This window comes from Maribacter sp. ACAM166, assembly GCF_005771495.1.
In the GTDB taxonomy this organism is placed as follows: domain Bacteria; phylum Bacteroidota; class Bacteroidia; order Flavobacteriales; family Flavobacteriaceae; genus Maribacter.
Map to the genome: position 1 here is coordinate 26,744 of NZ_VAUW01000019.1, position 26,406 is coordinate 53,149.

The 26,406-nt window shown below is 36.2% G+C and carries 25 protein-coding genes and 1 riboswitch; of the genes, 3 read left to right on the forward strand and 22 right to left on the reverse strand.

Going from position 1 to position 26,406, the window contains the following annotated elements; genetic code table 11:
* Positions 1-30: 30 nt before the first annotated feature.
* Complete coding sequence (locus ES765_RS13135) at positions 31-1,257, reverse strand: TolB family protein (protein ID WP_138114781.1); 1,227 nt, start codon at positions 1,255-1,257, stop codon at positions 31-33.
* A 544-nt stretch (positions 1,258-1,801) separates the two neighbouring features.
* Between ES765_RS13135 and ES765_RS13140 the strand changes: the two genes are divergently transcribed.
* On the forward strand, positions 1,802-2,254 hold the full coding sequence (locus ES765_RS13140) for a ferritin-like domain-containing protein (RefSeq protein ID WP_138114782.1): 453 nt from the start codon (positions 1,802-1,804) through the stop codon (positions 2,252-2,254).
* 181 nt (positions 2,255-2,435) lie between these two features.
* On the opposite strand, the gene hpf is transcribed toward ES765_RS13140, so the two are convergent.
* From hpf to ES765_RS13165, 6 genes are all read right to left on the reverse strand, one after another.
* On the reverse strand, positions 2,436-2,738 hold the full coding sequence (hpf, locus tag ES765_RS13145; RefSeq protein WP_138114783.1) for a ribosome hibernation-promoting factor, HPF/YfiA family: 303 nt from the start codon (positions 2,736-2,738) through the stop codon (positions 2,436-2,438).
* Positions 2,739-2,747: 9 nt separating this feature from the next.
* Complete coding sequence (locus ES765_RS13150) at positions 2,748-3,146, reverse strand: VOC family protein (protein ID WP_138114784.1); 399 nt, start codon at positions 3,144-3,146, stop codon at positions 2,748-2,750.
* Positions 3,147-3,245: 99 nt separating this feature from the next.
* Positions 3,246-3,644, reverse strand: coding sequence for a hypothetical protein (locus ES765_RS22060; RefSeq protein WP_212744237.1), 399 nt, complete (start codon positions 3,642-3,644; stop codon positions 3,246-3,248).
* A gap of 12 nt (positions 3,645-3,656) precedes the next feature.
* A complete protein-coding gene (locus tag ES765_RS22065; protein ID WP_212744239.1) occupies positions 3,657-3,947 on the reverse strand; it encodes a hypothetical protein in 291 nt (96 codons plus the stop codon).
* Between the two features lie 99 nt (positions 3,948-4,046).
* Positions 4,047-4,706 carry a hypothetical protein gene (locus ES765_RS22070; RefSeq protein WP_212744240.1) on the reverse strand — a complete coding sequence of 220 codons (660 nt, stop codon included), beginning with the start codon at positions 4,704-4,706 and terminating at the stop codon, positions 4,047-4,049.
* Positions 4,707-5,094: 388 nt separating this feature from the next.
* A complete protein-coding gene (locus tag ES765_RS13165) occupies positions 5,095-5,364 on the reverse strand; it encodes a pyridoxal-phosphate dependent enzyme (RefSeq protein ID WP_138114785.1) in 270 nt (89 codons plus the stop codon).
* 430 nt (positions 5,365-5,794) lie between these two features.
* Between ES765_RS13165 and ES765_RS13170 the strand changes: the two genes are divergently transcribed.
* On the forward strand, positions 5,795-6,259 hold the full coding sequence (locus ES765_RS13170) for a (2Fe-2S)-binding protein (protein WP_138114786.1): 465 nt from the start codon (positions 5,795-5,797) through the stop codon (positions 6,257-6,259).
* A gap of 54 nt (positions 6,260-6,313) precedes the next feature.
* On the forward strand, positions 6,314-8,518 hold the full coding sequence (locus ES765_RS13175; RefSeq protein ID WP_138114787.1) for a xanthine dehydrogenase family protein molybdopterin-binding subunit: 2,205 nt from the start codon (positions 6,314-6,316) through the stop codon (positions 8,516-8,518).
* A gap of 1,155 nt (positions 8,519-9,673) precedes the next feature.
* Here ES765_RS13175 and ES765_RS13180 read toward each other — a convergent pair.
* The 15 genes from ES765_RS13180 to ES765_RS13250 all read right to left on the reverse strand — a co-directional run bounded on the left by ES765_RS13180 (position 9,674) and on the right by ES765_RS13250 (position 26,393).
* Complete coding sequence (locus ES765_RS13180) at positions 9,674-10,999, reverse strand: DUF3570 domain-containing protein (protein ID WP_171017302.1); 1,326 nt, start codon at positions 10,997-10,999, stop codon at positions 9,674-9,676.
* Between the two features lie 25 nt (positions 11,000-11,024).
* Positions 11,025-11,237 carry a DUF4266 domain-containing protein gene (locus tag ES765_RS13185; RefSeq protein ID WP_138114788.1) on the reverse strand — a complete coding sequence of 71 codons (213 nt, stop codon included), beginning with the start codon at positions 11,235-11,237 and terminating at the stop codon, positions 11,025-11,027.
* A complete protein-coding gene (locus ES765_RS13190; RefSeq protein ID WP_212744241.1) occupies positions 11,234-12,214 on the reverse strand; it encodes an FAD:protein FMN transferase in 981 nt (326 codons plus the stop codon). Before ES765_RS13190 ends, ES765_RS13185 begins: the two co-directional genes overlap by 4 nt.
* Position 12,215: 1 nt before the next feature.
* A complete protein-coding gene (locus tag ES765_RS13195) occupies positions 12,216-12,656 on the reverse strand; it encodes a thioredoxin family protein (protein ID WP_138114789.1) in 441 nt (146 codons plus the stop codon).
* Between the two features lie 104 nt (positions 12,657-12,760).
* Entirely contained in the window at positions 12,761-13,900 is a 1,140-nt protein-coding gene (locus ES765_RS13200; protein WP_138114790.1) for an efflux RND transporter periplasmic adaptor subunit, read from the reverse strand.
* Between the two features lie 10 nt (positions 13,901-13,910).
* Positions 13,911-18,248: a CusA/CzcA family heavy metal efflux RND transporter gene (locus ES765_RS13205; RefSeq protein WP_138114791.1), complete on the reverse strand. Its 4,338-nt coding sequence runs from the start codon at positions 18,246-18,248 to the stop codon at positions 13,911-13,913.
* 80 nt (positions 18,249-18,328) lie between these two features.
* Positions 18,329-18,727 (reverse strand): hypothetical protein, encoded by a 399-nt coding sequence (locus tag ES765_RS13210; RefSeq protein ID WP_138114792.1) that lies wholly within the window; start codon positions 18,725-18,727, stop codon positions 18,329-18,331.
* Positions 18,728-18,818: 91 nt separating this feature from the next.
* Positions 18,819-19,940 carry a 2-iminoacetate synthase ThiH gene (gene thiH / locus ES765_RS13215; protein WP_138114793.1) on the reverse strand — a complete coding sequence of 374 codons (1,122 nt, stop codon included), beginning with the start codon at positions 19,938-19,940 and terminating at the stop codon, positions 18,819-18,821.
* Entirely contained in the window at positions 19,933-20,706 is a 774-nt protein-coding gene (locus ES765_RS13220) for a thiazole synthase (RefSeq protein ID WP_138114794.1), read from the reverse strand. The genes thiH and ES765_RS13220 overlap by 8 nt, the downstream gene beginning before the upstream one ends.
* The gene (thiE, locus tag ES765_RS13225) at positions 20,706-21,359 is read right to left on the reverse strand and encodes a thiamine phosphate synthase (protein ID WP_138114795.1); all 654 of its coding nucleotides are present in this window, start codon (positions 21,357-21,359) and stop codon (positions 20,706-20,708) included. Before thiE ends, ES765_RS13220 begins: the two co-directional genes overlap by 1 nt.
* Positions 21,356-22,120, reverse strand: a complete 765-nt coding sequence (locus ES765_RS13230; protein ID WP_138114796.1) for a hydroxymethylpyrimidine/phosphomethylpyrimidine kinase — start codon at positions 22,118-22,120, stop codon at positions 21,356-21,358. Before ES765_RS13230 ends, thiE begins: the two co-directional genes overlap by 4 nt.
* Positions 22,113-22,700: a thiamine phosphate synthase gene (locus ES765_RS13235; protein WP_138114797.1), complete on the reverse strand. Its 588-nt coding sequence runs from the start codon at positions 22,698-22,700 to the stop codon at positions 22,113-22,115. The genes ES765_RS13230 and ES765_RS13235 overlap by 8 nt, the downstream gene beginning before the upstream one ends.
* Positions 22,701-22,848: 148 nt before the next feature.
* Entirely contained in the window at positions 22,849-24,708 is a 1,860-nt protein-coding gene (gene thiC / locus ES765_RS13240) for a phosphomethylpyrimidine synthase ThiC (RefSeq protein WP_138114798.1), read from the reverse strand.
* 33 nt (positions 24,709-24,741) lie between these two features.
* A complete protein-coding gene (gene thiS / locus ES765_RS13245; RefSeq protein WP_138114799.1) occupies positions 24,742-24,945 on the reverse strand; it encodes a sulfur carrier protein ThiS in 204 nt (67 codons plus the stop codon).
* A gap of 121 nt (positions 24,946-25,066) precedes the next feature.
* Positions 25,067-25,163, reverse strand: a riboswitch (TPP riboswitch).
* A gap of 282 nt (positions 25,164-25,445) precedes the next feature.
* Complete coding sequence (locus ES765_RS13250) at positions 25,446-26,393, reverse strand: L,D-transpeptidase (protein WP_249356399.1); 948 nt, start codon at positions 26,391-26,393, stop codon at positions 25,446-25,448.
* Positions 26,394-26,406 lie beyond the last annotated feature (13 nt).

Below are 26,406 nucleotides of genomic sequence, written 5' to 3' on the forward strand. Positions count from 1 at the left end.
TATAGTAAAGTGGAAATGAATAATGGGTGGTTATTCATCTTCAAAAACAGAGCTGGAATAGTGTGTCTGTTTTTCTGTATTAAACGCTTCTAAGAAACGGTAATCTCTATCTTTCTCACTTGCAGGTTTATCGTTTAAATTGAAAGCTACATTTTGGGTATTTCCACTAGTTGAATTTCTATTGGATACTACATAACCTGAACCATTACTTTGCAAAAGATTCACAGAATACTCGTCGTATTTACTATTTATAGAATTTCCCATATTTACAGCAAGACCTACCTTTCTTTGGCCTACCTCAACCAAAAACACATCTAGACCACCATAACCTTCCCGTCCATCTGATGCAAATACCAACCTACCGTTTGCTAACGGATTCGGATGTACATCATTCTTTGATGTGTTAACCTTTTTTCCTAGATTTTTTGCAGTTCCTAAAGCACCATTTTTATGTATAGTAGCTACATAAATATCGTAGTCCCCAAAACTGCCTGGCATATTAGACGCAAAGAATAAACGGCTCCCATCTGGCGAAACTGCTGGGTGTTTGGCAGAGTAATCTCCCGGACAAATAGGAACTTCGGTTATGCTCTTCCACTCTCCTGCAATTTTATCTGCCTTATAAATTTTATGGATTTTTTGCTTTTTTGAAAACATACCCGTAACTGGCTTTCGGTAGGTCGTTTTACTAAAATATGCAGTATTCCCGCCATTTGTAAGTGCAACAGGTGGTGTGTACTCACCTGTCGCTTTTATTCGATTTTTATGCGTAGAAACTAACTCAACATCGCCTTCTGTAGTATTCCAAGGCAAAAAATTAGCTCTATTATTAGCTGATAAACCTGTAGGTATACGGTTTTGTGTCATTTTATAATCTTCTCTTACCAACTCGGTCCAATTTTCATCCGCAATTTCATTTTGAACTTCCTTACCTAACTTAGATACGGAGTGATCAAATCTTTTTTGATAGCTTTTTTTCAAGGAGCCATCTTCTGAAATTTCTATGAGTCTACCATACCAGTACAGCGCATTTTCATACTTCTTAGTTAGAAAGTTGGCGTTGCCTAAGTCTTCAAAGATTTCCTCATCTTCATAACCAAGTGCCTTTAATTGCTGGTAATTTTCTGAGCGTTTAGATACCTCCGTTATTTTTCTTTTCTGAAAATTTTCGGAGCTGTGATTCATGGCCAAATCTTGACCATAACCCACGGTGACCATGCAAGCGAGCAAAAGGCCACATTTAATTGAATTGTTCATGTTATTAGATTTAGGGGTTTTATACTTCCAAAGTTCCAACAACAAATTCAATCCATTATTAATAAAAATTCATAGGTTTTAAAAAAATATATAAACTAAACCATTCAAAAAACATCTTAATTATATAATAATCAGTATCTTACAATTAATAAAACCAACTTATCCACTGCCTTGTTTACTTTTTATTTTATCGAAAACATAGGTATAACTCAAATATGCAAGCTGTAAACCTACAGCAGCAATCTTTGATTTCCTGTAATTTACTAATAGTTTAGCTAGACCAAATAAGGGTGACAATCCCATAATTCTGATTTTTTAATATTTACCCTAAAATAATATTTGATATAGTCTAAGCTTGACTCAATCCAATCAAAATCTAAGCGAATAACAACACCAAATTATTATAAATTTTAAATGAAACAACAATTTTAAAATAGCAAAAATTCGATTCAATATAGTCAAACCTATCGTTGGTTTTATCTTACTTTAGAAGTAGAATAATTTGAAATCGGTAGGCTATTCAGCCTATTCAAAAAATATAAACATGAATAAGGATATAGAAAAAATTGAAAATCGAATAAAAGATTTAGTTACCAACAATGAAGATGCCATTAAAGGTTTTGAGAAAGCTTCAAAAAATGCAGAGCAAGTAGGTATTAAAAGCTATTTCGAAAGAAAGGTGATACAACGCATGCAATTTCTGAAAGAACTTAGAGCGTCTGTACCAGACTTAGATATAGGGAGTGTCAAAATTGAAGGAAGTGCTACAGGAGCAGTTCATAGAACGTGGATGGATGTGAAAGCTTTTTTTGCTGGAGATAATGATGAAGCCATGTTAGAGGAAGCTGTTAGAGGAGATAAGGCTGCGATTAAAGATTATGACAAAGCTTTAGTAGAAACTATGGTTCCAGCAAGATTAAAGGAAATAATTCGAGTACAACGTGAAAAGCTACAGAATGATTTGGAAACAACTGAAATTTTAGAGGACTACAGATAAGTATACCTATCTAATTAGAAAAATCCCTTGCAATTCAAGGGATTTTTTTATCTTATTATTTTAACCTAGTTCAAGCTCTTCTACTTTTTGCTTTTTGTTTTGAACGACGCTTTTTAAGCCAGTGTTTATAAAACTTTTTTCCAAAATATAGTATCAGTGCTTTTTTCACTTTCTTAAGGGTTTAAAAATTTTTCATTTTATCTTTTCGTTTCTTTAGCTGCCGTTCTAACTCCCGAACAGATTCACCTACGGAATCTTCAAAATTTTGATTACTAGCTTCGGAAAAAATTCTAGGACCAGGAATACTTAACCGTATGTTACATATTTTACCTGTTTCATTTGAAGTGGTATTCTCCTCTTTTAGAAAAACGTCGGCCCTAATTATATCATCAAACTTACCGTGAAGTTTGTTCAATTTTTCTTCAACAAACCCTTCTAATCTTTTGCTAGCGGTTACGCCATCATACTCGTATATAATTTCCATAGCTGTATTTTATTGGTTAACATTTATCATCCATCCTATTCCGAAACGATCAGTACACCTGCCAAAATGACCCCACTCACGCTCTCTAAATTCATGATGAACTTGTCCTCCACTCGACAAGTCGTTGAACAATTGTTTTCCTTCATCCAAGTCATTTAAATCAATACTCATATTGATCTGATTTCCATTATTTAAAGGAGTATCCGGTGAAGCGTCATAAGCCATAAAATGAATACCTTTTCCTTTAATTTCTGCGTGTTGTAATTTTTGTCGGTACGATGATGGAACATCTATGTTCTTGTCTTCATACGTCTGTCTGTTTTTAACTTCGGCCCCAAATAGTTTGGCATAAAAATTTAATGCCTCTTGACAGTTCCCGTTAAATGCTAAATATGCTTGTATTTTCATGATATATTGTTTTAAATCAAGTTAGGAACAATTAAAAATTTAGCTTGTCTTAAAACGGATAGTTATTGATTCATTTACTTTTCCAAAATAAGTGCTAAATCACTTAAGCACTATTTTGTTATCATCAATAAACTGAAAGAACGATAATTTATCATCTGAAACTGTGAAAATTAGATTGGTAGAAAGTTCAAAAAGGTGTGCTTCGGTTTCGAAAAAGTGCATCATATACCCTGCTGTATTTACAAACCCAACATATTCTCCAATGGCAAGTAATCTAGGCAACCTGATTTTACGCTTGAGTAAAACATCTCGTTCTAAACAGTAAGCACCCGTAAAATAAACATCTATTGGCTCTGATTCATCCACCTCTGAAGAATACATCATATACGGGTCTAGAAGAAAATCTGCACTTGAGCTCATCATTTGACTCATATTCATTTCTAACCCAACCAACCATTGATTCTTTGCATCCTTTTTTCGGTACACCACTTTCGCCACAGTAAGACCTACTTAATCCAATAGTGAACGACCTGGCTCAATTCGAAGCTCAAAATCATGATTACGTAATAACGTTGAAACGGGCAGACCTGAATCGAAATCATTAAAATCTAAAACTTCACGTAAAAATGTATCCTTATTGATTTTATTAAAAAACGGATAGGTATTTAATTTTCCGCGTAATTTTCCATCCTCAAGCCTATACCCCAAACCGTTATCATTAAACGTAATATCATTACTTTGATTCGTGACTGCAGTTCTAAGTTTATCGTTAAGCGATTGCCATTCACTTTCGTATTCCAAATAATTCATCAAAATTCCCCACCCATATCTATAAATGAAATAGGGTATCCTTTCTGCTTCAAACTATTCCCGATTTTAATACTGTTCAATAAACCAATACTACGCTTGGCATGTAGAATATCCGTCTAAATGAAAATGTAAGCCAATAACATTCAACTCATCGTATGAATTGTTGTCACCAACGTAAGATGCGATAAAATCTACAACCTTATCTACATCAAAACCAAACTTACTATATAGCTTTTCGCCATCTACTTCAAAACCACTTATTCTAAATCCGACAGCTGCTTTTCTATCAATTCTTGAAGCTACTGCTTGTGTCAGTGCACATTCGTCCTCATTATCTAGAATTATTGGAACTTTGTTTCTAATCCCCAATTCTATCTGTTCTTCAGTCTTAATAGCAGAAGTCAACACTAAATTCTCGCCATTTCCACCAAGTGACAGCGATTGCTCCAATTCCTTAGAACTAGCTGTATCAACCCCGATACCCGATGCAAATGCTTGCTTCTCCAAACCTTTAGATTTGTTTACCTTGTGCGCATAAAATATTCGATATTTTAATCCGTAGGAATCAAAAAGCTGTTTATAATTTTCGTTGAATGATGGCAAATGATGAATATTAATAGGAGAACCATGTTTTTCTATCAACCCTCTCAAAACTGTTTGATCGTCAAACAGCTCATGCATCCAATCTGAAGTAATCGGTGTTAAGCCTTGCTCAGGATTTCCTTTATAATACATGCTTTTCGCTTTCATAATGTTCATTTATTCCTTCTCTATTTTGCAATGCTTCACAGGTCATTTTCGCCCATGTGGATGCAAAGTCATTTCTAGTTCTTGATAACGTATCATTATCAAAAGTTACTCCCTCCTGTTTTGACCCCTATAAAACAAGAGTATTTTTTTAAATTTCTATTATCAATTACGCGGTCAATTTATTCGTTAAGATTATATGTTTGTCCCTGTCCCATTTTTCCATTGGCGTAATACGTCCCAACAGGCCATGTAGCCTATCGTTGTTATAGAAAATGATATACCTCTTTAAGATCTGCTCGATTTTGACTCCATACGTCTTCAGAATCTTTTCAGTATATGCATTTAGTTTGGGGTCAACAACAACTATTAATTGAAGATCTTAATAAAGTCATGCTTGAGCCAAGCCCAATGCCATGTTACCAGAGCTGGATTCAACTACTGTATCTCCTGTTTTTATTCGGCCTTCGGCAAACGCTTCTTGCAGAATATATAAAGACGTTCTATCCTTTAAATTTCTCCCAGGATTTGCCGCTTCCAATTTTCCAAAAAGATTGAATTTTCGATGTTCTATAATCCTATGCAATTTAATTAATGGAGTTTCGCCAATAGTATGGATTATTGATTCAGCGACAGCAATTGAAATATTTTGAGTTATCATAACCGAATAATTTTTTTCTAAAAGCCATCACATGGAGCATGGCTAAATTCACCGCCATAAAATTACCGAGGCAAATAATAAACTGATTCCACTATTGAATAACTCTGTAACTCTTTCGAACCCAAACACCTGAAATTTAAAGGATACTTCTAATTTAAATTTTTCATAATCACATATAATAATCGTTCTTTTTGAATTTATATTATGATAAACCTCGCTTGGAAAAAAAAGCGTTTAAAGAGTGAAATTCTAATCTTAAAATCCATTTTTCAGTAGTGCACTACAAATGACCAAGAACAAATACTTTGATGTGCTTATAATCAGGCAATTGCACCTCTCTTGAGATTTATAAAACTTTATGAGTAAACCTATTTAATAAATATAAAATTTTCCCTAAATTGTTAAGGACTCAATTAAACATCAAAAACTAATGGCAAATTTCAGTTTAAAAGTAAATGGAAAAACAGAGCAGGTAGATGTAGATCCTACCACACCAATGCTTTGGGTACTAAGAGACCATTTAAAAATGGTAGGTACAAAATTTGGGTGTGGTATCGCCCAATGCGGTGCCTGTACGGTACACCTAGGTGATAATGCAGTGCGATCTTGTCAACTTCCTGTTTCTGCCGTAGGGGAGCAATCTATTACTACCATCGAAGGTCTTTCAGAAAATGGTGATCACCCAGTACAAAAAGCTTGGATAGAAGAAGATGTTTACCAATGTGGATATTGCCAATCAGGTCAAATTATGAATGCAAGTGCATTTTTGAAGAAAAACCCTAATCCATCAGACGAGGAAATTGAGAACGCCATGCATGGTAATATCTGCCGTTGCGGAACCTATACCCGTATAAAGAAGGCAATTAAAAATGCTGCCAGTACCCAGAGTGCCTAGCACAAATTAGTTGCCAGGTTTTTGGTTTTCAACTTTCAATTTAAAAATAAATAGATGACACTCATAAAAACAACATTCAATAGACGTTCCTTCATAAAAAGTTCTGCGCTTGCTGGCGGTGGCTTGGTCATAGGTTTTAGCTGGCTAGCTTCTTGTAAACCAACTCCAGAACAGGTAAACAACATGCCTAAGGAATGGTTTGATATTAATGGTTTCCTCAAAATTGGTGAAAATGGTATGGTAACCATCATGTCCCCAAATCCTGAAATTGGCCAGAACGTAAAAACATCGATGCCCATGATCGTGGCAGATGAATTAGATGTTGATTGGAATAACGTACTAGTAGAACAAGCTCCCTTAAATACTGATATCTTTCAAAGACAACTAGCTGGAGGCAGTCAATCTATCCGTGCTAGTTGGGGAGGATTACGCATGGCCGGGGCAACTGCCAGGCATATGTTGATTGCTGCCGCTGCCGAGGCATGGCAAGTACCTGCTTCAGAAATTACTACCGAAGCAGGTATGATTACCCATATAGCTTCGAATAAATCTGCTGGTTATGGCGAAATGGCATCTAAAGCTGCAACAATGGAGGTGCCAGAAGAAGTATCTCTTAAAGAAATCAAAGATTTTGATATTATAGGAACGGATAGAAGGAATGTGGACGGACTAAAATTGGTTACCGGCAAACCTTTATTCGGAATTGACATACAAGAGGAAGGTATGATGATTGCCATGATAGTTCATCCCCCTGCTTTTGGCATGAGTTATAAATCGATGGATGCAGAATCTGCAAAATCAATGCCTGGTATTAAAGATGTATTTCCTATCGATGTATATCCAGAAGGCATGGAAAAACAATGGTCTGATGGTGGGGCTATTGCAAAAATGGTTGCCGTTGTTGGTGAAACGACATGGCAATGTATGCAAGCCAAAAAAGCCTTGAAGGTTGAATGGGAGAAATCGTCAACCTTGGAAAATACGGCAGGTCATGACGAGGCTCTCGCTAAATTATTAAACACTTCTACAAAAGAGCCTGCACGTAGTGATGGTAATGTTGTCAAAGCATTCAAATCAGCATCTCAAATTATAGAACGTACATTTAGCGCTCCATTTTTAGCACATAATACGATGGAGCCCATGAACTTTTACGCCGATGTTACTGGCGAAAGAGCAATATTAAATGGACCAATTCAAACTCCTGAGTTTTTGGAAAAGTCATTGGCATCTAGATTGGATATGCCCGTTGAAAAAATAGATATACAAATGACCCGTATGGGAGGAGGGTTTGGAAGACGTTTATATGGAACGTTTGGTGTAGAAGCCGCAGTCATTTCGCAAAAAATGCAGGCCCCTATAAAATTGGTTTATTCACGTGAAGATGATATGACCCAAGGTACATATCGCCCTACCTATAAAGTAAAGTACAAGGCAGGATTGGATAAAGAGGGAAATTTAATCGCTTGGCATGTTAAAGGTGCAGGATCAAACGATGATTTAATTTTTGAAAATAGATTCCCTGCAGGGGCAGTTGATAATTATTTAGCTGAAAAATTTAGTTTAGAGACGAACGTCACTACAGGCGCATGGCGCGCACCACGCTCAAATTTTATTGCCGGTGCCGAACAAGCATTTATAGATGAAGTTGCAGAGGCTGCAGGTAAAGACCCTATAGAGTTTAGACTCGAATTATTTGATAGGGCTATCAAAAGCCCTGTCGGAGATCCAGAGAAAAATGATTATGACCCTAAGCGTTATGCAGGTGTTCTAAAATTAGTGAAAGAAAAATCTGGTTGGGATGGTAGTATGAAAAACGGAGCAGCTAGAGGTGTTTCAGCCTACTACTGCCATAACTCATATGTTGCCCAAGTATTGGATCTCGCAGAAGATGTTAATCCGCCTAAAGTAGATAAGGTATGGTGTGCCGTTGATTGCGGGATTGTAATTAACCCTATGGCAGCAAAAAATCAAATTGAAGGAGGAATTATCGATGGGATAGGTCATGCTACGTATAGCCAAATGACCTTTGAGGATGGTAAACCTCAACAATCTAACTTTGATACTTATCGCTTAATACGACATAAAGAGGCACCTAAAGAAATTGAGAGCTTTTTTGTGGATAATGGTATAGACCCAACAGGATTGGGAGAGCCATCTCTACCGCCTATTATAGGAGCATTGGCAAATGCATTATACAAAGCAACAGGACAAAGACATTATAATCAACCATTTATTATGGAGAAACCCGTTTTAGGTTAACACTCTTATGCTATTGCAAACGAAAACGCCGGAACATTATATTCCGGCGTTTTTATTTTTATGTTCAATATAGGTTAAATCTTAAATTTTAATACGGTCCTAAAATTACTTCTAGAGTCATTATCTATCATAAGTAGCGTGATATTATCACCATCTTTTAGTTTATTATTAAATTAAAGTTATATGCTAGTCTACTAACTAGTTGCAAGTAATCTGTAAAATAATATTCATACTGCAAGCCACCATAAATCAGCGACATAGTAATGATTTCTACCCTATCGGTTCCATTTACCACAGCCCATTTTGAATATTTGACGTAATCCCAACTAGTTGTGCAAATAACTTTATACGATGGTTTTCTGAAAGATGATATTGCGGGTTCGTTTTTAGAATACCTAAATCATATGACCAATCGGGTCTGAATTTCTTATAATAACTGATAAACGGTAATAAAAAAACATATCCTCTATTTTGTAAGTAGGTTATTAAGCCAAGTATTAAACGTGAAGGTTTATCAGATTCACTTTCGTACTTTTTAACAAAAACCAAATCTCCAGAAAAAACAATATCATCTGCAAAAATAAACTCTTAGCTATATGGTTAGTACTTATACCAGGTTGAAATCTAACACCTAAACGTTGTTAATTTTTTATCATTTTTGTTTAACCCGTATGTACATACAGTAGCTGAGAATTATTTAGCTGATTCCTATCAAAAGTGGAATTCTCATTTTCAAAACGAAGCTGTTAATTACTATAATGACCCCTCCGAATAAATACCTGCCTTCGTCCTTTAAGCGAATAGGATTATTAATCAAGCCCTAATACGGGAATATTCTACATTAGAATTTTTAGTGGGATGGGAATAAAATTAAAATCCACTCTTGCCAAATTGCTCAACTGAGTACTGAACGCTGAACGCTGAACGCTGAACGCTGAACGCTGAACGCTGAACGCAAAATATAAAACCAATTAGACATTTGAACTACAAAGGATTAAACACCATAGATTTATATTAAAATTATTCATGAGCAAGAAGAACGGGTAAGGTGTATTGGTAATTTGATTTTTAATAAAAATATGCGCTCCCACACCAAAAATTATGCTAGGTAAGCACACTAAAATATCGCTTTATTATTATAAAATATTAAGCGTGCTAATCCATTACAAATTTAAATCCTGCGGTTATAATACTCGAACTAAACGTAGTATCTCTATCATACTGATAGAACTTAAAGTCTATACTTTTAAGACCGAGTTTCCAAATATGTGCTTTCGTAAAGATATCGGTATACGAAATCCCTATACCCAATTGATTGGCTGAATATTTTGATAGATCGTAATCGGATGTGTAAAAGATATCGGTAGATAACGCTGTCTCATATGGGTTAAAATAATCTGCTTGCGTTTGCTGGTAGTATCGGTAAGATGGATATAACGTAAATTTATCTGAAATCTTAATCGGCACTTCGATACTTGCAGTATGTGAATCAATACCCCAATCATCAAAATAATATCTGTAAAAAGTACGTACCACAAATGTTTCGTTGATATACCAATTTAATCTACCGCCTGCAGCCACTTTAAACCGACTATCTGGCAGTTGTTCTATAGCATCGGCTAATTGAAAATTCTCAATAAAAGAGTCTGCCACATCACCAAAATAAACACGTTGAAACGGTGTGGATAATAGTCCTTGCTGCTGAACAAAATCTAAGGCTAAAGAACCTTGTACGTTTTTACTTAAGATTTGTGAAAAACCGAATCCAACGGAATAAGAGTTTCTAGTTTCATCTATAAATTCATCAAAAATGGGACTGTAATTAGAATTACCTGTAATAGTATTATTAGAGAAAAGCCGATTGGATAGACCGTTTGCCCCATTTGCGAAAGGCCTTAATTCTGACGGATAAATCGAATTCCATTTATCTAAATACACATTGGCATTAACACTTACTTCCGTGTTTTTTTCATTGAATAATTTTGTAAAGCCTCCTCCAAAACCCAAGGAAAAATAATCATATTCTGAGGATACGGAAACTTTACCCGATACTATGGTATTTCGGTCATCTGAACTATCACTATAAGACCCTGTTAAGTTGGCCCAAGTATCAGAACTTGATGCACCAGAACTAGCAACAAAGGGGTCTGCAGGTTGCCCACCATCAAACGGCCCCACATTACTCGATGATGCAGAAGTGTATGCAGAAACACCCGCATCAATCGTAAGCACGTCATCATCATTCAAAGGAATCGACACTACAAAAGTTCCTGTAACATCTGTTAATTCTTCGGTTCCTATACCACCACTCACCGCAGCATTATCTCCGTTTTGACTATAATAACTAGTTAAAAAATCCACTTCTGTGGTTTCCAATACCCGCTTCTTATAGGTTTGAACTGAATCTTGACGTTGTTGCCCATAACTTACTATAAACAATAGCAATAATGCTATAAAGCCTATGGTTTTAACTATTCTCATCTTTTCCGTTAGGTTATTATCTTAATTAATTACAGCCGCAGCCACCACCAGTTTTTCCTCCATTTGCCCCAACAGCTGCTTCCCTATACGAGTGCATGGTAGTCACATTACGATCAACTTTCTTATCCTGTAAAACCATGTCGGGATCATTAATATTTATTTTTTCGTATTCCTTTAAAACCGTACAGCTCCCAAAGGAAAAAGCAATAACGGTTACAATTAAAAATTTTCTAATCATGATTTCTCTATTTCTATATTCTTTGATGTTGTAATATTTCCTTTATCATCAATAATAATACATGCTACTTTTGGTAACTGCTCTATGCGGTTTAAGCCTGCCTCTATACCCATGACAAAAACTGAGGTTGCCAAAGCATCGGCCAATTCTGCTTTCGGAGCAAATACCGTAACACTGATTATCCCAGTAGCAGGGTATCCACTACGTGGGTCAATAATATGGGTATATCTTATATTATTGAACGTGACATACTTCTCATAATTTCCCGAAGTAACCACAGCCCCATTGGATATTGGCAACAAGGCAAAAACTTTATTCTTGTTCATAGGATTGGTAATCGCTATGTTCCATTCCTTATTATCTGGTTGTTTCCCCCAGGTATTCATATCACCCGACGCATTTATTATACCGGACACTACACCTTTTGAAATCAATACATCTTTAGCACTATCTGCGGCATAGCCTTTTCCTATAGCTCCGAAACCAATTTTCATTCCTATCAACTTTAGAAAAACAGTGCTATTCTCTTTATTCAAAACTATATTTTGAAAACCTACCTTCGCCACGGAATTCCTTATAGAATCTGCCGTAGGCATCACTGTCATACTACCATCAAATTTCCAAATCTTGTCCATCGATGCGTAGCTAATATCAAAAGCACCATCTGTTAACTTAGAGATTCCTATTGCCCTTTGTATCAAATTAAATAATTCAGCATCAACCTTGACAGGATGTATACCTGCATTCCTATTGATTTCTGATGTTTGGGAATTAGCATCCCATGAAGATATTAATCGCTCAATTCTAGATATCTCATTGACAGCCAAATCAATGTATCCATTAGCTTCTGTTGAGTCATTTGCTACAACCGTAATATCAAAACGACTTCCCATTAATTTCAGCGTGTGCTTAAAAGGTTGCTGGGCATATAGCACTCCAGCAATGAGGAGGGTGAAAATTGTCGCAGCCTTCTTCAAATTATTTTATGAATGTATTCAGTTCTTCGATATAAGCCATTACCGGTAATCTTTTGTAACTCGTTTCACCTAAAACCTTACCTGTATCGTCCATGATTACTACAAAAGGAAAAATCCCGTTCCTATTATACTTTTCTGCTAAAACCTTGTTCCTATTGGTTTGTTCAAGAGATAAGGCATTCCTTTTTCTTCTAGGGAAATCTGCTTGTAACATCACATAATGCTCTTTGGCATATACTTTAAAATCATTTGTATTCCAAACTTCACGGTCTAATTTAATACAAGGTGTACACCAATCTGACCCTTGAAACACCAAAATTATGGGCATATCTTTTTTATTGGCCACTGCCTTGGCACTGGTAAAATCGGTTTCCCAATCTTGTGCAACGGAAGAACCTGCCCCCAAAACTACAAATAGCACTATTAAAATATATTTCTTCATTTTATTTGAATTGTATTTACTACTGAATTAGTCAACCATTGTACCTGTAACTTTCTCTTAAAGCTTAATTAAAAAGTAGTTTAGCAAGTTCTCTTAAAATCACATTACTCCCCTATCAAGCTAAACGCACCTTTTACTAAAAATTGTGCTTCCGGTTTAAAAGTTGATGTATTTTTCAAGGCTGTCATATCCTCATAATTGCCATTGGTTATAACTGCAATTTGTTTGAAATAGTAACTATTATCCTTTTTCTCGTCCAAAATAAGCACATAGGCTTGTTCTTCTACGACACTAATGGCATTGGTAGGAAGAGATTTTTGTTTAGATGAATCTGTGATTATAGCGGCCTCCACAAACATTCCTGTTAAAAAATTGGAATCTTCATTTTCTAAATGCGCATGCACCTTAATAGTCCTATTTTTATCTATGGAGGTACCAACCAAATGAACCTCAGCCTCAAAAGTTTCCGATGATGCTTCGGGTATTCTAAACGCTACATCTTGCCCCTTTTTCACCTTCATTATATCCTTTTCAAAGACAGATAATTCTAAATGAATATGATCATTGTTAATAATTTCCATGATTGGAGTGGATGGAGAAACAAAAGTACCTTTAGAAACATGAACTTTGGTAATGCTTCCAGAAATTGGTGCATATATGGCGGCTATCGAATTAATAGTACCCTTTTCAACTAGTTCTGGAGAAATATTGATCATGGTCAATTGCTTTCTTAGACCATTGTATTTAGCAACAGCTGTTTTATAGTCGCTTTCAGCTTTCAAAAAATTTTTCTGTGAAGATATATGTTCCGAAACCATGGTTTGCTGCCGATCATATTCTGCTTTTAAATAACTCAATTGACCATAAACCTCCATATACTGCTGTTGCATAGTAACAAACTCAGGATTCTCAATTGTAACCAACAGTTGTCCTTTACGCACTTGATCACCAATCAGTAAGGGTGTTTTCCTAATATAGCCGCCCATTGTAGCGCTGACCATAGCCCTATTCTCTGGTGGAACGTCTATCATCCCTGTTGTATTCACCGTACTAGGAAAAGTTCTTACTTTAAGTACATCCAGTTCCATTTTACTCTGTTCAAACTGCTCTTGGGAGATTTGAATACGATCATCAATCATAGTAGATGGCGCTTCATTTTCTTCTGATTTTTTTTCTTTATTTCCACAATTCCAAAGTGTAGTTATTATAATAAGGACCGTTATTTTATATATGATTCTTTGCATAGCGCAGTATTTATAATGTTAAGAAATTAATGTCTACAGTAATTTGATTGTATTCTTTTAGCTTGTCTAGATATCCCAATTTTATATAATAGGCACTTTCCAAACTTTGAATGTATTGATAGAAATCAATTTCACCGTTTTTAAAACTGATTTGAGCCGTTTTTAAGATTTCCTCTGAAAGGGTAGCTCCTTCATTTTCATAATAATCAAGGGCATTTTGAATTTGCGACACTTGTTGTAGTAAGACTTGCTGTTTTGTATTTAACTGAATTTTATACTCAACAGACTCTGCTGTAGCTATTTGCTTTGCAATTTTGGATGCCTTAATCTTAGAAGCTTGACCACTAAACAACAACGGTATTTTGAGACCTAACTGATAACCATATAAATTAGTATTAAGTTGATCATTGGTACCCTGAAAATAACTTACACTAATATCTGGTAAAAGATGTTGCTTCTCAAAACTACTTTCTGCATCCCTTACCGCCTTATTATTTTCATAATACTGAACCTCAGGCGTATTTTCTACCACTAAAGGATTCAACCCTATCTTAAGGTTCAACCCATCCGCAATAAAAAGGCTATCCTCTACTTGAACTATTTTTAAGAGATTACGATAGGTAATGGACACTTCTTGAATGGCCTGCTTATAATTTAAGCCGATTTGGCGTTGTTTAGCGGCTGCGGTTATCTTTTCTAGATAATTGGTTTCGCCCAACTCAAACCGTCTGGCTGCCATAACAGAAAAATTGGCGTACAGACTATCTAATTCCTTAAACATCGTTACCTTTTTTCGTGCTATTTGATAGTCATAATACCCCATTGTAACCCTTCTTTCTAGTGCCTTCTTTTGAATATAAAAACCACTTTTTACTAATTTCGTTTGGGCCTTATTTACTTTTTTTTCAGAAAAGTAGGCTGTAGGGAAACGAAAATCCTGTTGAATACCAAACACTTTAAGAGGTACATTATTTGGAGCCAGGTTATTCTCATCAAATTCATAATAAACATGGGTCTTGTTAAAATTAAAGGCACTGCCAACCAATGCTTGAGATTGATTAACTTTAAGTTCATTTGCCTTTAAACCCATATTATTCTCAATGGCTAATGGAATTAAGTCCTCCAAGTTTTTACCCTTTGGCTCTTGTCCAAAAGCTCCAGCAGTAATAAGTAAAATAACCACTCCCAAAACTTTTTTAATAGCGGTTTTAGGCAATGCACTCTTCTTTTTGACATCACTATCAAATATGGAATACAGCACGGGCAAAACAACTAAGGTTAAAATGGTAGCCGTAAACAGACCACCAATTACTACGGTTGCCAAGGGCCGCTGCACTTCTGCACCTGCATTGGTCGAAATGGCCATTGGAAGAAAGCCTAACGCCGCGGCAGATGCCGTTAGTAAAACGGCTCGTAATCTGTCTTTTGTTCCTTGTTTAACTAAATCTTCTAAATTGTCAAAAGGCTCCTTTTTTAATTCCTTGAAATGCTCAATCAATACGATTCCATTCAAAACAGCAATTCCAAAGAGTGCAATAAATCCAACTCCCGCAGAAATACTGAAAGGCAACCCTCTCAACCATAATAACAGTACCCCACCAACAGCCGCCAAGGGTATTGCTGAGTAAATCATTAAAGCTTCCTTGACTGATTTAAAGGCGAAGTATAATAATATGAAAATCAAAACAAGGGCTATAGGGACTGCAATCAATAAACGGTCTCGTGCGCTTTGTAAATTTTCGAACTGCCCTCCATAGGTGATAGAATATCCAGCAGGTAATTTCACATTCGCGTTTATCAATTTCTGTACATCGTCAACAACAGATTGTAAATCGCGGTTACGAACATTAACACCAACCACAATACGTCTTTTCGTATCATCCCTTGAAATTTTGGCTGCTCCCTTTTTATAAGTAATATCGGCCAATTCACTCAATGGAATTTTCCCTCCTGCTGGCACATCTACATATAAATTTTTGAGGTTGTCAATATCTTGTCTTTTATCCTTATCCAAACGTACAACCAAATCAAAACGTTTCTCACCTTCAAATACGCTTCCTGCTGTTTTACCTGCAAAACCCATGGAAACCATATCGTTCAATTCTTGAATGTTTAGTCCATACCGTGCAATTTTTGCCCGGTCGTAGTTTACGCTCATTTCAGGCAATCCAACAATCTTCTCTACTGAAATATCGGCGGCACCCTGTACATTATGAATTAAAGTCCCGATTTCATTCCCTTTTTTTGCTAAAATATCTAAATCTGGACCAAATATTTTAATAGCTATATCGGCACGGACCCCAGTTATCAACTCATTGAAGCGCATTTCAATAGGCTGAGTAAATTCTACCTCCATACCAGGAATAACCGCCAAAGCTTCCTTAAACTTATCTGCTAATTCATCTTTGCTAGAAGCACTGGTCCATTCTTCTTTTGGTTTGAGAATAATAATAACATCACTCTCTTCCATAGACATGGGATCGGTGGGTACTTCGGCAGCTCCAATTCTAGTGACCACTTGTTTTACCTCCGGAAAGTTTTTGATAAGAATTTTTTCAATCTCCGTTGTAATTTCAACGGTATTACTTAATGATGTCCCCGTTTTCAAAATCGGTTGTATCACAAAATCGCCCTCGTCTAAGGTAGGTACAAACTCGCCTCCCATTGAAGTATACAAGAAAATTGAAATCGCAAGCAAAAACGCTGCTATTCCTAAAACCAATTTCTTGCTCCGCAGTGCCCAATCTATTATTGGTTCATAATTCTTGTTCAACCATTTCATTAGGCGTACTGAAATATTCTTTTCAGATTCCTTCGAAGGTTTTAAAAATAATGATGCGGCAACAGGCACATAGGTAAAGCATAATATCATTGCTCCTATCAAGGCGAAGCTAAATGTAAGCGCCATGGGTTTGAACATTTTGCCTTCTACCCCACTTAATGATAGAATAGGAATGAAAACAATCAATATAATCAGTTGTCCAAATATGGCAGAATTCATCATTTTAGAAGCTCCATTAAACGTGATTTTGTCTTTTAGGGCTTGTCTATCTGCTTTCGCTAGACTATTGATTTCTTGCTGTTTTCGTGTTATTTCAAAAGCAATAAATTCTACTATAATTACGGAACCATCTATAATAATTCCAAAATCAATAGCTCCTAAGCTCATCAGATTAGCATCGACACCAAAAATATACATAAGTGATAAAGCGAAAAGTAGACACAATGGAATAACCGAGGCAACTACAAGTCCAGACCTAAAATTACCTAAAAGCAGGACCACCACAAATATGACGATTAGGCATCCTAATACTAAGTTTTCGGTTACCGTAAAGGTCGTCTTTGCTATGAGCTCACTACGATCCAAAAACGGATTGATATAGACCCCCTTTGGTAACGATTTCGAAATTTCTGCAACACGTTCTTTTACGGCCTCAATAACTTTCTTGGAGTTCGCGTCTTTGAGCATCATGACTTGCCCCAATACTTTTTCACCTTCCCCATTACCTGTTATGGCACCAAAACGTATAGCGCTTCCAAAACCTACCGTTGCAACATCCTTTATATAAATGGGGATTCCATTTTTATTTTTCACTACGATGTTACGAATATCCTCAAGTGAGGTAACTAATCCTTCTCCACGAATAAAATAGGCTTGATTCACTTTTTCTATATAACCACCACCAGAAACACTATTATTACTTTCTACGGCTTTAAAAACATCACTTGACGTAATATTCATGGCATTTAGTTTCTCCGTATTAATAGCAACCTCGTATTGTTTTAAAAAGCCTCCCCAAGTGTTTACCTCAACCACACCGGGAATACCGGATAACTGACGCCTTACAATCCAATCTTGTATAGTTCTTAAATCTGTTACGCTATATTCATCCTTATATTCTGGTGTTACCTCAAGTACATATTGGTAAATTTCTCCTAGACCAGTGGTTATAGGTCCCATTTGCGGAGTGCCAAATCCTGCCGGTATTTTCTCCGAAGCTGATTTTATCTTTTCGGCAATAAGTTGTCTTGGCAAATACGTTCCTAGATCATCTTCAAAAACGATGGTCACTACGGAAAGTCCAAATTTAGAGACCGAACGAATTTCCTTTACACCAGGTAAATTTGCCATTTCCAACTCTATTGGATAGGTGATAAATTGCTCCATGTCTTGCGTAGATAGATTACGGGACGTCGTAATTACCTGCACTTGGTTATTGGTTACATCTGGTACTGCACCAATGGGGATTTGAGATAGGGAATATAGCCCGTATCCTATAATAAAAACTGTAAATAAAAGAACAATAAACTTATTCTTTAAGCTGAAGTTAATGATATGTGATAGCATTTTTTCATAAAATAATCAATGTTAAATGCCCTGATTCTAAGTTAATGAATCTGGACTAAAAATAAAATTTATCGATTGTTTTATGAAAATCGGGGTGGTTGCAAAATACCTTCTGTATGCAATGAAGATGAGGGTGCCTGGTAGTGGAAATTAGGTATTTTGTACTCCAAAATCTCCAATTGATTCAAATCTGTTTTTAAGCTATTAATAACCATGCCCGTAACTGAAGTAACTGAGCAACTGTGATTAAAAGGAAGTTTTTCATGATCCTTTTTTTCCTCTTGGTGTTCTCTTTGATGGTCTGCTTTTAATTCACCGTAATGTTTGGAAAGAAAAACAACAATATTATCTCCATATTGGTCGCTATGAAATTGAGCATGCTCAATTAATTCATCTAACTGAAATAAATCATCATAGTGCACCCCAAAGCTTTGAAGCAGGATGAATGTAGATAATACTATAGAAAACAGTTTGTTCACGTTTGTAAATTTAAGAAAATATTCGACATCAATTTCTTAAAATTTATTTAAAATGGAACCCTTATTCATAGAATGAAAATATTCAACAATTTTAAACGAAGTTCGAATAACTTTTATCCCAATCTTTCCAAACCACCTCGTACCCTTGTGACTCAATCATTTTTCTAATTTCATCAGTACTTCGCACATCTGAAATTTCAAATTGCTCTAATGATTCTGGATCAACTACATACCCACCAGGATTTGTTTTAGATTCGGCACTAATAGAGGTTATTCCTAGATTGATGATATTATTCCTGAAGATTTCACTTTCACGCGTTGACATCGATAATTCGACATCTTCATCTAATAAACGGTACGCACAGATTAATTGCACCAAATCAGAATCTGTCATTTCTACCTTGGGCTGAACCTCACCTTGATGCGGTCGTAACCTTGGGAAAGAAATTGAATATTTTGTTTTCCAATAGGTTTTCTGTAGATATTTTAAATGAAGGGCTGTATAAAAACTATCTACCCGCCAATCTTCAAGTCCGAATAGTGCGCCCAACCCTATTTTATGAATTCCGGCTTTGCCTAATCGATCTGGTGTATTCAAACGATAATCAAAATTTGATTTTTTTCCCTTCGGATGATGTGTCTTGTATGTTGCTTTATGATAGGTTTCTTGATACACCAATACCGCATACAATCCTTCTTGAATTAAGGTTTCATATTCTTCTTGATCTAATGGCTGCACCTCAATACTGATATTTGAGAAGTGTTCACGAATTAAAGCAATAGCTTTTTTTAAATAAGATACACCAACCGTTTTATTGGCTTCGCCAGTGACCAGAAGAATATGGTCATACCCTAGGTTTTTAATATGGTTAACTTCTTCAAGTATTTCTTTATCAGATAGTGTTTTTCTTCTAATTTTATTAATCATGCTGAAACCACAATAGGTACAAATATTCTGGCATTCGTTTGAAAGATACATGGGTATAAACATTTGTATGGTATTCCCAAACCGTTTCTTTGTCAGCGCACTACTGCGTTGTGCCATTTGTTCTATAAATGGCTTTGCTTCAGGGGAAATCAATACTTTAAAATCCTCAAGGGTAATTCTACTTTTTGCCAATACGTTTTCTACGTCGAAAGAAGTGAAACTATAAATTTCATTCTCAAGCGTATCCCAATCGTAGGTTTCAAAGGTGTCTTTAAAATTACTCATTCAAGAAAGAGGTTAATGGGCTACTCGCTACAGCATGTTGTTTTATTGGTGCCAATTTCGCCAAGTACGCCATTCGACCTGCTTCAACCGCCATTTTAAAAGCAACACCCATCGCTACAGGGTTTTGAGACACAGCAATCGCCGTATTTACCAACACGGCATCAGCACCTAATTCCATCGCATAGGCAGCATGTGACGGAGCGCCAATACCAGCATCTATAATTACTGGCACGTTACTTTGCTCGATGATAATCTCCAAGAAATCTTTGGTCATTATTCCTTTATTACTCCCTATAGGTGCGCCCAAAGGCATTACACATTGTACGCCAACGTCTTCTAAACGCTTGCATAAAACAGGGTCGGCGTGAATATATGGCATCACAACAAAACCTAAATCAACTAATTCTTTAGCAGCTTTCAGTGTCTCAATTGGGTCTGGCAATAAAAATTTCGGATCCGGATGAACTTCTAATTTAATCCAGTTGGTTTCTAGTGCTTCTCTTGCTAATTGAGCCGCAAAAACAGCTTCTTTGGCAGTTCGCACCCCTGATGTATTTGGTAAGAGATTAATGTGGTTCTCCTTTAAATGAACCAGAATATCATCAGATTCATTATGCACCTCAACTCTTTTTAAGGCAACGGTAACCAATTGGCTTTCTGACGCTAAAACTGCATCTCGCATTTTTTGAGAGCTGCTAAATTTACCTGTACCGGTAAACAACCTAGAAGCAAAAGTTTTATCAGCTATGCTTAGTACGTCTTTCATTAATTGTTATTTTGATAAGGTGTCCATACTTTTTCTTGAACTTCATCTCCTGCTATAAGTTGCTTAAATTTTCCTATTCGATTAAAATCAGCGGTTATTTCACCAGATACGGCAAGACCGTGAACACCGGTTTTCATAATTTCAGATACATCATCCAAGGTTATTCCACCAACCGCAATAATGGGAGTTTCTTTATTAAGCTCCTTTAATAGGTTTGCGTAGCCTTCCAAGCCTAAAACCGGACTCAAATTCTCTTTGGTTTGCGTAAATCGAAACGGTCCCATACCGATGTAATCAACTTTTTTAGCACGTAGTGTTTTACAATCATCTAAGGTATTGGCAGTACCACCAACCATCTGCCACGTGTATAAATGTTTACGCACAATTGATGGACAGGTATCGGATTGCCCCAAGTGCACGCCGTCAGCCTTTACAACTTTGGCAATTTTATAGTAATCGTTTAGTATTAATCGTGTTTGAAATCGACTGGTAATCTCCCTCGCTTTTTCAGCTGCCTCTAAAATAGCAGCTTCTTTATAACCTTTAAGTCTTAACTGAACTAATTCAATGCCACTAGTACAAGCATTGTTAATATTCGTTAAGTGCTCTTCTACAGTTTTACCTTGTGAGATATAATGTAATTTCGGTATCATTTTGTTATCAATTTAGTATGTATTCCCAATAATGAGGGATGAGAATTTAAATAGTGTTCTGTATATTTTTTTGCATTTCTGCAGGCATCTTCCAATTCAACCTCCATATCAATATTACTTGCCAGTGCTGAAGACAGAACACAACCACTACCGTGCTTTTCTAAAACTTCAGTTGTAAATGGAGGAATATTAACCATTACGATTTGGCTATAGTACAATTCGTCATAGCCCTTTTTGTCTTTTCTATGTCCGCCTTTTAAATAGATATTCGTGAAACTGCCAATGTGTTCAAGCGTATCTTCAATAGTCATTTGAGGATACAAACTTTGAATTTCATCGTAGTTCGGAGTAATAATATAGCACTTGCTCCAAATTGCTTCCAATATATTTTGGTCTTCGCTCTGATGAAAATCAAAGCCTGCACTTGCTTTAATAATTGGATCTAAAACAATTTTCACCTTCGGATTTATCGCATGTAGTTTTTCCACTATTAAACGTAAGGTCTGCCATGATTCAACAATTCCGATTTTCACCGTATTGATTTCGAAGCGTTCGAAAACTATTTGTATTTGGGATAAAATGGTCTCTACAGGTATCCACGAACACTGTTTAAATTCAATATCGTTTTGAATCGTAATAGCCGTACAGACAGATAGCCCATGCAAACCATGGGCATCAAATGTTTTAACATCTGAAGTAATCCCGGCACCAGCACATGGGTCGTGACCTGCGATGGTCAGTATAGTTTTTAGATTATTCAAAATAACTTTTCATTTTTTTAAAAGATTCAACTGGGTTACTACTTTTCCAAATTCCACCTAAAACACCAACACCTTTAAAACCTAAAACATTAAATTCTTTAATGTTATCTGTGGTTACGCCTCCCATACCAATTATTGTTTTATCGATGTGGTTTACATCAAATCTGCGCCCTTTGTATCCTGGTTTTGAAATAGATGAAAAAACAGGACTTAATAAATGGTAGTCAAATTCAAAATCACATTCCTCAAGTACATTAGGTTCATGAAATGAGCTACTAATGGTTTTACCATACATCTCTAAGTTCTTAAAATATCGCCCAGGGTTGTCAATGTTATCTAATCTTTTCTGCTCTTGAAAATGAATCCCCTTTAAATTAAATTCATTCACCAATTCATGAAATAAATGTACCACTACCCTAGTATGGTATTTTGAATCTATTTGATTCAAATAAGTGCGATGCTGCTCTAAGTTTTTAGCAGGTTTCCTAACATGATAATATGCTAAACCTTCTTCAAATAATTGATGAAGTATTTCTATTTCGCTCTTAACATCAGTTTCTGGCGCTATTAAAACTATCATTTTGACTATTATTTTGACTTTGCCCAATGTATGACTAACTTTTTAAGTTAGGGATTGAAGCGGCATCCTTTTTTATTTTACTTAAAAAAGATATAGCGAGAAAGCCCGACCACGCTTTTTTAAGCGTGGGAACTTCCTAATCATTATTTTATAAATATACTTTTGACCCTTTACTTTTAAATTCTTTAGACTTTTCATCCATTCCTTTTTGAATGACTTCGTTGTCTACAATATCATTCGCTGCTGCGAAATCGCGAACTTCTTGAGAGATTTTCATAGAACAGAACTTAGGGCCACACATCGAACAGAAGTGTGCAACCTTCGCACCATCGGCAGGCAATGTCTCATCATGATATTCTAAAGCGCGTTCAGGATCGAGACCTAAATTAAACTGATCTTCCCAACGGAATTCGAATCGAGACATACTCAATGCATTATCTCGATGTTGTGCACCAGGATGCCCTTTTGCCAAATCTGCAGCATGCGCCGCTATTTTATAGGTGACAACCCCTACACGAACATCTTCTTTATTGGGCAAGCCTAAGTGCTCTTTTGGGGTTACATAGCATAACATGGCACACCCGAACCAACCAATCATTGCAGCCCCAATACCCGACGTAATATGATCATAACCAGGGGCGATATCGGTAGTTAACGGCCCCAAGGTATAAAATGGAGCTTCATCACAAACCTCGATTTGCTTTTCCATATTTTCTTTGATCATGTGCATTGGCACATGACCTGGCCCTTCAATAAAACATTGTACTTCATGCTTACGTGCAATCTTTGTTAACTCACCTAATGTTTCAAGTTCGGCAAACTGCGCTTCATCATTCGCATCGGCTATGGATCCCGGACGCAACCCATCTCCCAAAGAAAAAGCTACATCGTATTTCTTTAAAATCTCGCAAATATCTTCGAAATGGGTATACAAAAAACTTTCTTTATGATGTGCCAAACACCATTTGGCCATAATAGATCCACCACGAGAAACTATACCGGTTACCCGATTGGCAGTCATCGGTACATAACGCAATAAAACCCCAGCGTGAATGGTAAAATAGTCTACACCTTGCTCGGCCTGTTCAATTAAAGTATCGCGAAAAATCTCCCAAGTTAAGTCTTCAGCAACACCGTTTACTTTTTCTAAAGCTTGGTAAATAGGAACTGTACCAACTGGTACTGGTGAATTCCGTATAATCCATTCACGGGTTTCGTGTATGTTTTGACCTGTAGAAAGATCCATGATATTATCAGCGCCCCAACGGCAGGCCCAAACCGCTTTTTCCACTTCTTCTTCTATAGAAGATGTTGTTGCCGAGTTGCCGATATTGGCATTTATTTTCACCAAGAAATTTCGTCCCAAAATCATCGGTTCTGCCTCTGGGTGATTAATGTTGGATGGAATAACCGCACGACCCTTAGCCACTTCTTCCCGAACAAATTCTGGCGTGATTTTAGCTGGAATAGATGCTCCAAAATGCTCCCCAGAATGTTGCTTTCTTATTTCGGTCATCTCATCTATTCGTTGATTTTCACGAATAGCGATGTATTCCATTTCTGGAGTGATAATTCCTTTTTTTGCATAATGTAACTGTGTCACATTAGTACCGTTCTTGGCGCGCAATGGTTTTTTTAATAATGAAAAGCGCATATGATCTAGACTCTTGTCTTTTAAGCGTTCATTGCAATAATCAGATGAAAATTCATGTAACCGTTCCACATCGTTTCTATCTAGTATCCATTGCTCACGAATTCTTTCTATGCCTTGGTGTACATTTATTACTTTTTCAGGATCTGTATAAGGGCCAGAGGTATCATAAACCGTAACAGGCTTGTTCGATGTCATTTTACCAGTCATAGAATGCTTGGTATCACTTAAAGCTATTTCTCGCATTGCCACTTTAATCTGCGAATGTATTACCCCACTCACATAGATTTTTGTAGAATTGGGAAAAGGATGTCGTGTGATTTCACCTTCTTTTGGTGCTGTGTCTTTTTTCTTCATTTAAAGTGTTTTGTTTAACTATTGAGCAGGAAATTATCCGCCTTGTGTGGCTTGAATTATCAAAACAGTGTCGTCATTGGACAAGGTTATGGATTCCCATAAATTTTTAGAGATAATGGCATTTTGAATTGCAATGGCAATGCCAACTTTGGGTGATTTTAAATGCTCAAGCAATTGAAGAATAGTGAAACCCTTCTCGATTTCTACACGTTGCTGGTTGACCCAAATATTAATCATAGTACAGTATATTTTTGAATATGCTGTAAATCTTAAGGGTGTGGAGAACGTTTTGAATTGATAGGTAAAATACGTTTTAGAACGCTTACTATCATGAAAAGATGTGTAAACACATATTGCAATGTGTTTTTCGACTTTTCCCTTCGTTGGTACTAACCAAATCAGGTTCAAAGGGTTTTTCTCAGTTCTAAAAATTTAGAACACCCCTAAAGTTTACGGTACAAATCTATGGTAAAATTTACTCCTAGTAGATTTTAATGATTAGTTTTTTTCTAAAAACATAATTGATAGAAGTATCATATATGTAAATCTTAATTGCGTGAAGTTGATTTTACCATATATGTCCAATATCATTTTTATTCAGGCAGGAACTTCGTCGTAGAAGAAAATACAGACTTAGTATTAAAAAATATTCAACTACCGAAAGCACCCTTTAATTTGGTTTGGCGAGAACGTTAGTGTGTAGAAGGAAACCAATAATCTTTACTTTCAGTAAAGGTTTAATTTGATAAACCGTAGACATCTCTCAGAATCGAAAGAACCACACCCTCGTCATAGACCTCTAAATCATATCTTAGTGTGATTTTAGTACCCAGAGGGGTATGATAATAAATCGTCCAAGCATCTGCCTCTCCTATTCCGATACAGCCATTGGAGTAAGCTTTCCCTAAGGTTTTAGGATTAGTAGTGGGGTGTATCATTTGGCCATTTCTGATATTATTGATTTCAGTTTCTATCCATGGAATTTGAGGCATCATCGTTGTTTTACCGTCGTCCCTTTTCGTTACATAAAATTGCGCACCATTTACAGGATTATAAAAGTCTGGATATTTTACATGTTTTACAATGCTACCTTTTCCTATTTTCGTTCTTAAATCAGTTATACGATCCCCAAATTTCAAATAACGCTCCCTATGCTGACCTACCCTAACCGGAAAAGTATACAACAAAATTGAATCTTGATATATCCGTAATTTGAATTCCGGAATATTAATATCAATTTCGGTGTTGGCGAAATTCTCCAAGATAGTACACGCACTAAGGGAATCCGGAATGATTAAATGGCTCCCTTTAGGAAGCACAATCATTTGTCTTTGGTTATATACAAAAGAATCACGGGCTATCATTCTGTAATAATCAGTATTCGCCAACGTATCCATAATCCATGGATTATGTCTTACCAAAAGATGTTCGGATAAGGTATATGGCATTAAGGTATCGTACTTTCTCACTAAAGAATCCATAAACTCAAAATACGTTCCCACTCTTATATTTTCAGAAATATTTATCCGTTTTGGAACTTTAGATGCATTATTATAGTGCTGCGATATTTTCATGAAATCTACTTGTCCAATTTCAACAATCGATTGTTTTTTAGAATGACAAGAAATTAAAAAGACCATACAACTAATGACGAAAAGTAGCCGGACATAAATAAATCTAAACATATCAACTTTTAAT

Excerpts from the sequence above, each read along its gene's own strand:
- ES765_RS13195 (WP_138114789.1), bottom strand. The coding sequence starts at position 12,656 with ATGAAGAAATATATTTTAATAGTGCTATTTGTAGTTTTGGGGGCAGGT.
- hpf (WP_138114783.1), bottom strand. The coding sequence starts at position 2,738 with ATGGAAATTATATACGAGTATGATGGCGTAACCGCTAGCAAAAGATTA.
- thiH (WP_138114793.1), bottom strand. The coding sequence starts at position 19,940 with ATGAGTAATTTTAAAGACACCTTTGAAACCTACGATTGGGATACGCTT.
- ES765_RS13135 (WP_138114781.1), bottom strand. The coding sequence starts at position 1,257 with ATGAACAATTCAATTAAATGTGGCCTTTTGCTCGCTTGCATGGTCACC.
- ES765_RS13205 (WP_138114791.1), bottom strand. The coding sequence starts at position 18,248 with ATGCTATCACATATCATTAACTTCAGCTTAAAGAATAAGTTTATTGTT.
- ES765_RS13165 (WP_138114785.1), bottom strand. The coding sequence starts at position 5,364 with ATGATAACTCAAAATATTTCAATTGCTGTCGCTGAATCAATAATCCAT.
- ES765_RS22070 (WP_212744240.1), bottom strand. The coding sequence starts at position 4,706 with ATGAAAGCGAAAAGCATGTATTATAAAGGAAATCCTGAGCAAGGCTTA.
- ES765_RS13250 (WP_249356399.1), bottom strand. The coding sequence starts at position 26,393 with ATGTTTAGATTTATTTATGTCCGGCTACTTTTCGTCATTAGTTGTATG.
- ES765_RS13235 (WP_138114797.1), bottom strand. The coding sequence starts at position 22,700 with ATGATAGTTTTAATAGCGCCAGAAACTGATGTTAAGAGCGAAATAGAA.
- ES765_RS13185 (WP_138114788.1), bottom strand. The coding sequence starts at position 11,237 with ATGATTAGAAAATTTTTAATTGTAACCGTTATTGCTTTTTCCTTTGGG.
- ES765_RS13220 (WP_138114794.1), bottom strand. The coding sequence starts at position 20,706 with ATGAAAGACGTACTAAGCATAGCTGATAAAACTTTTGCTTCTAGGTTG.
- thiE (WP_138114795.1), bottom strand. The coding sequence starts at position 21,359 with ATGATACCGAAATTACATTATATCTCACAAGGTAAAACTGTAGAAGAG.
- ES765_RS13150 (WP_138114784.1), bottom strand. The coding sequence starts at position 3,146 with ATGAAAATACAAGCATATTTAGCATTTAACGGGAACTGTCAAGAGGCA.
- thiS (WP_138114799.1), bottom strand. The coding sequence starts at position 24,945 with ATGATTAATATTTGGGTCAACCAGCAACGTGTAGAAATCGAGAAGGGT.
- ES765_RS13200 (WP_138114790.1), bottom strand. The coding sequence starts at position 13,900 with ATGCAAAGAATCATATATAAAATAACGGTCCTTATTATAATAACTACA.
- thiC (WP_138114798.1), bottom strand. The coding sequence starts at position 24,708 with ATGAAGAAAAAAGACACAGCACCAAAAGAAGGTGAAATCACACGACAT.
- ES765_RS13180 (WP_171017302.1), bottom strand. The coding sequence starts at position 10,999 with ATGAGAATAGTTAAAACCATAGGCTTTATAGCATTATTGCTATTGTTT.
- ES765_RS13170 (WP_138114786.1), top strand. The coding sequence starts at position 5,795 with ATGGCAAATTTCAGTTTAAAAGTAAATGGAAAAACAGAGCAGGTAGAT.
- ES765_RS13175 (WP_138114787.1), top strand. The coding sequence starts at position 6,314 with ATGACACTCATAAAAACAACATTCAATAGACGTTCCTTCATAAAAAGT.
- ES765_RS13140 (WP_138114782.1), top strand. The coding sequence starts at position 1,802 with ATGAATAAGGATATAGAAAAAATTGAAAATCGAATAAAAGATTTAGTT.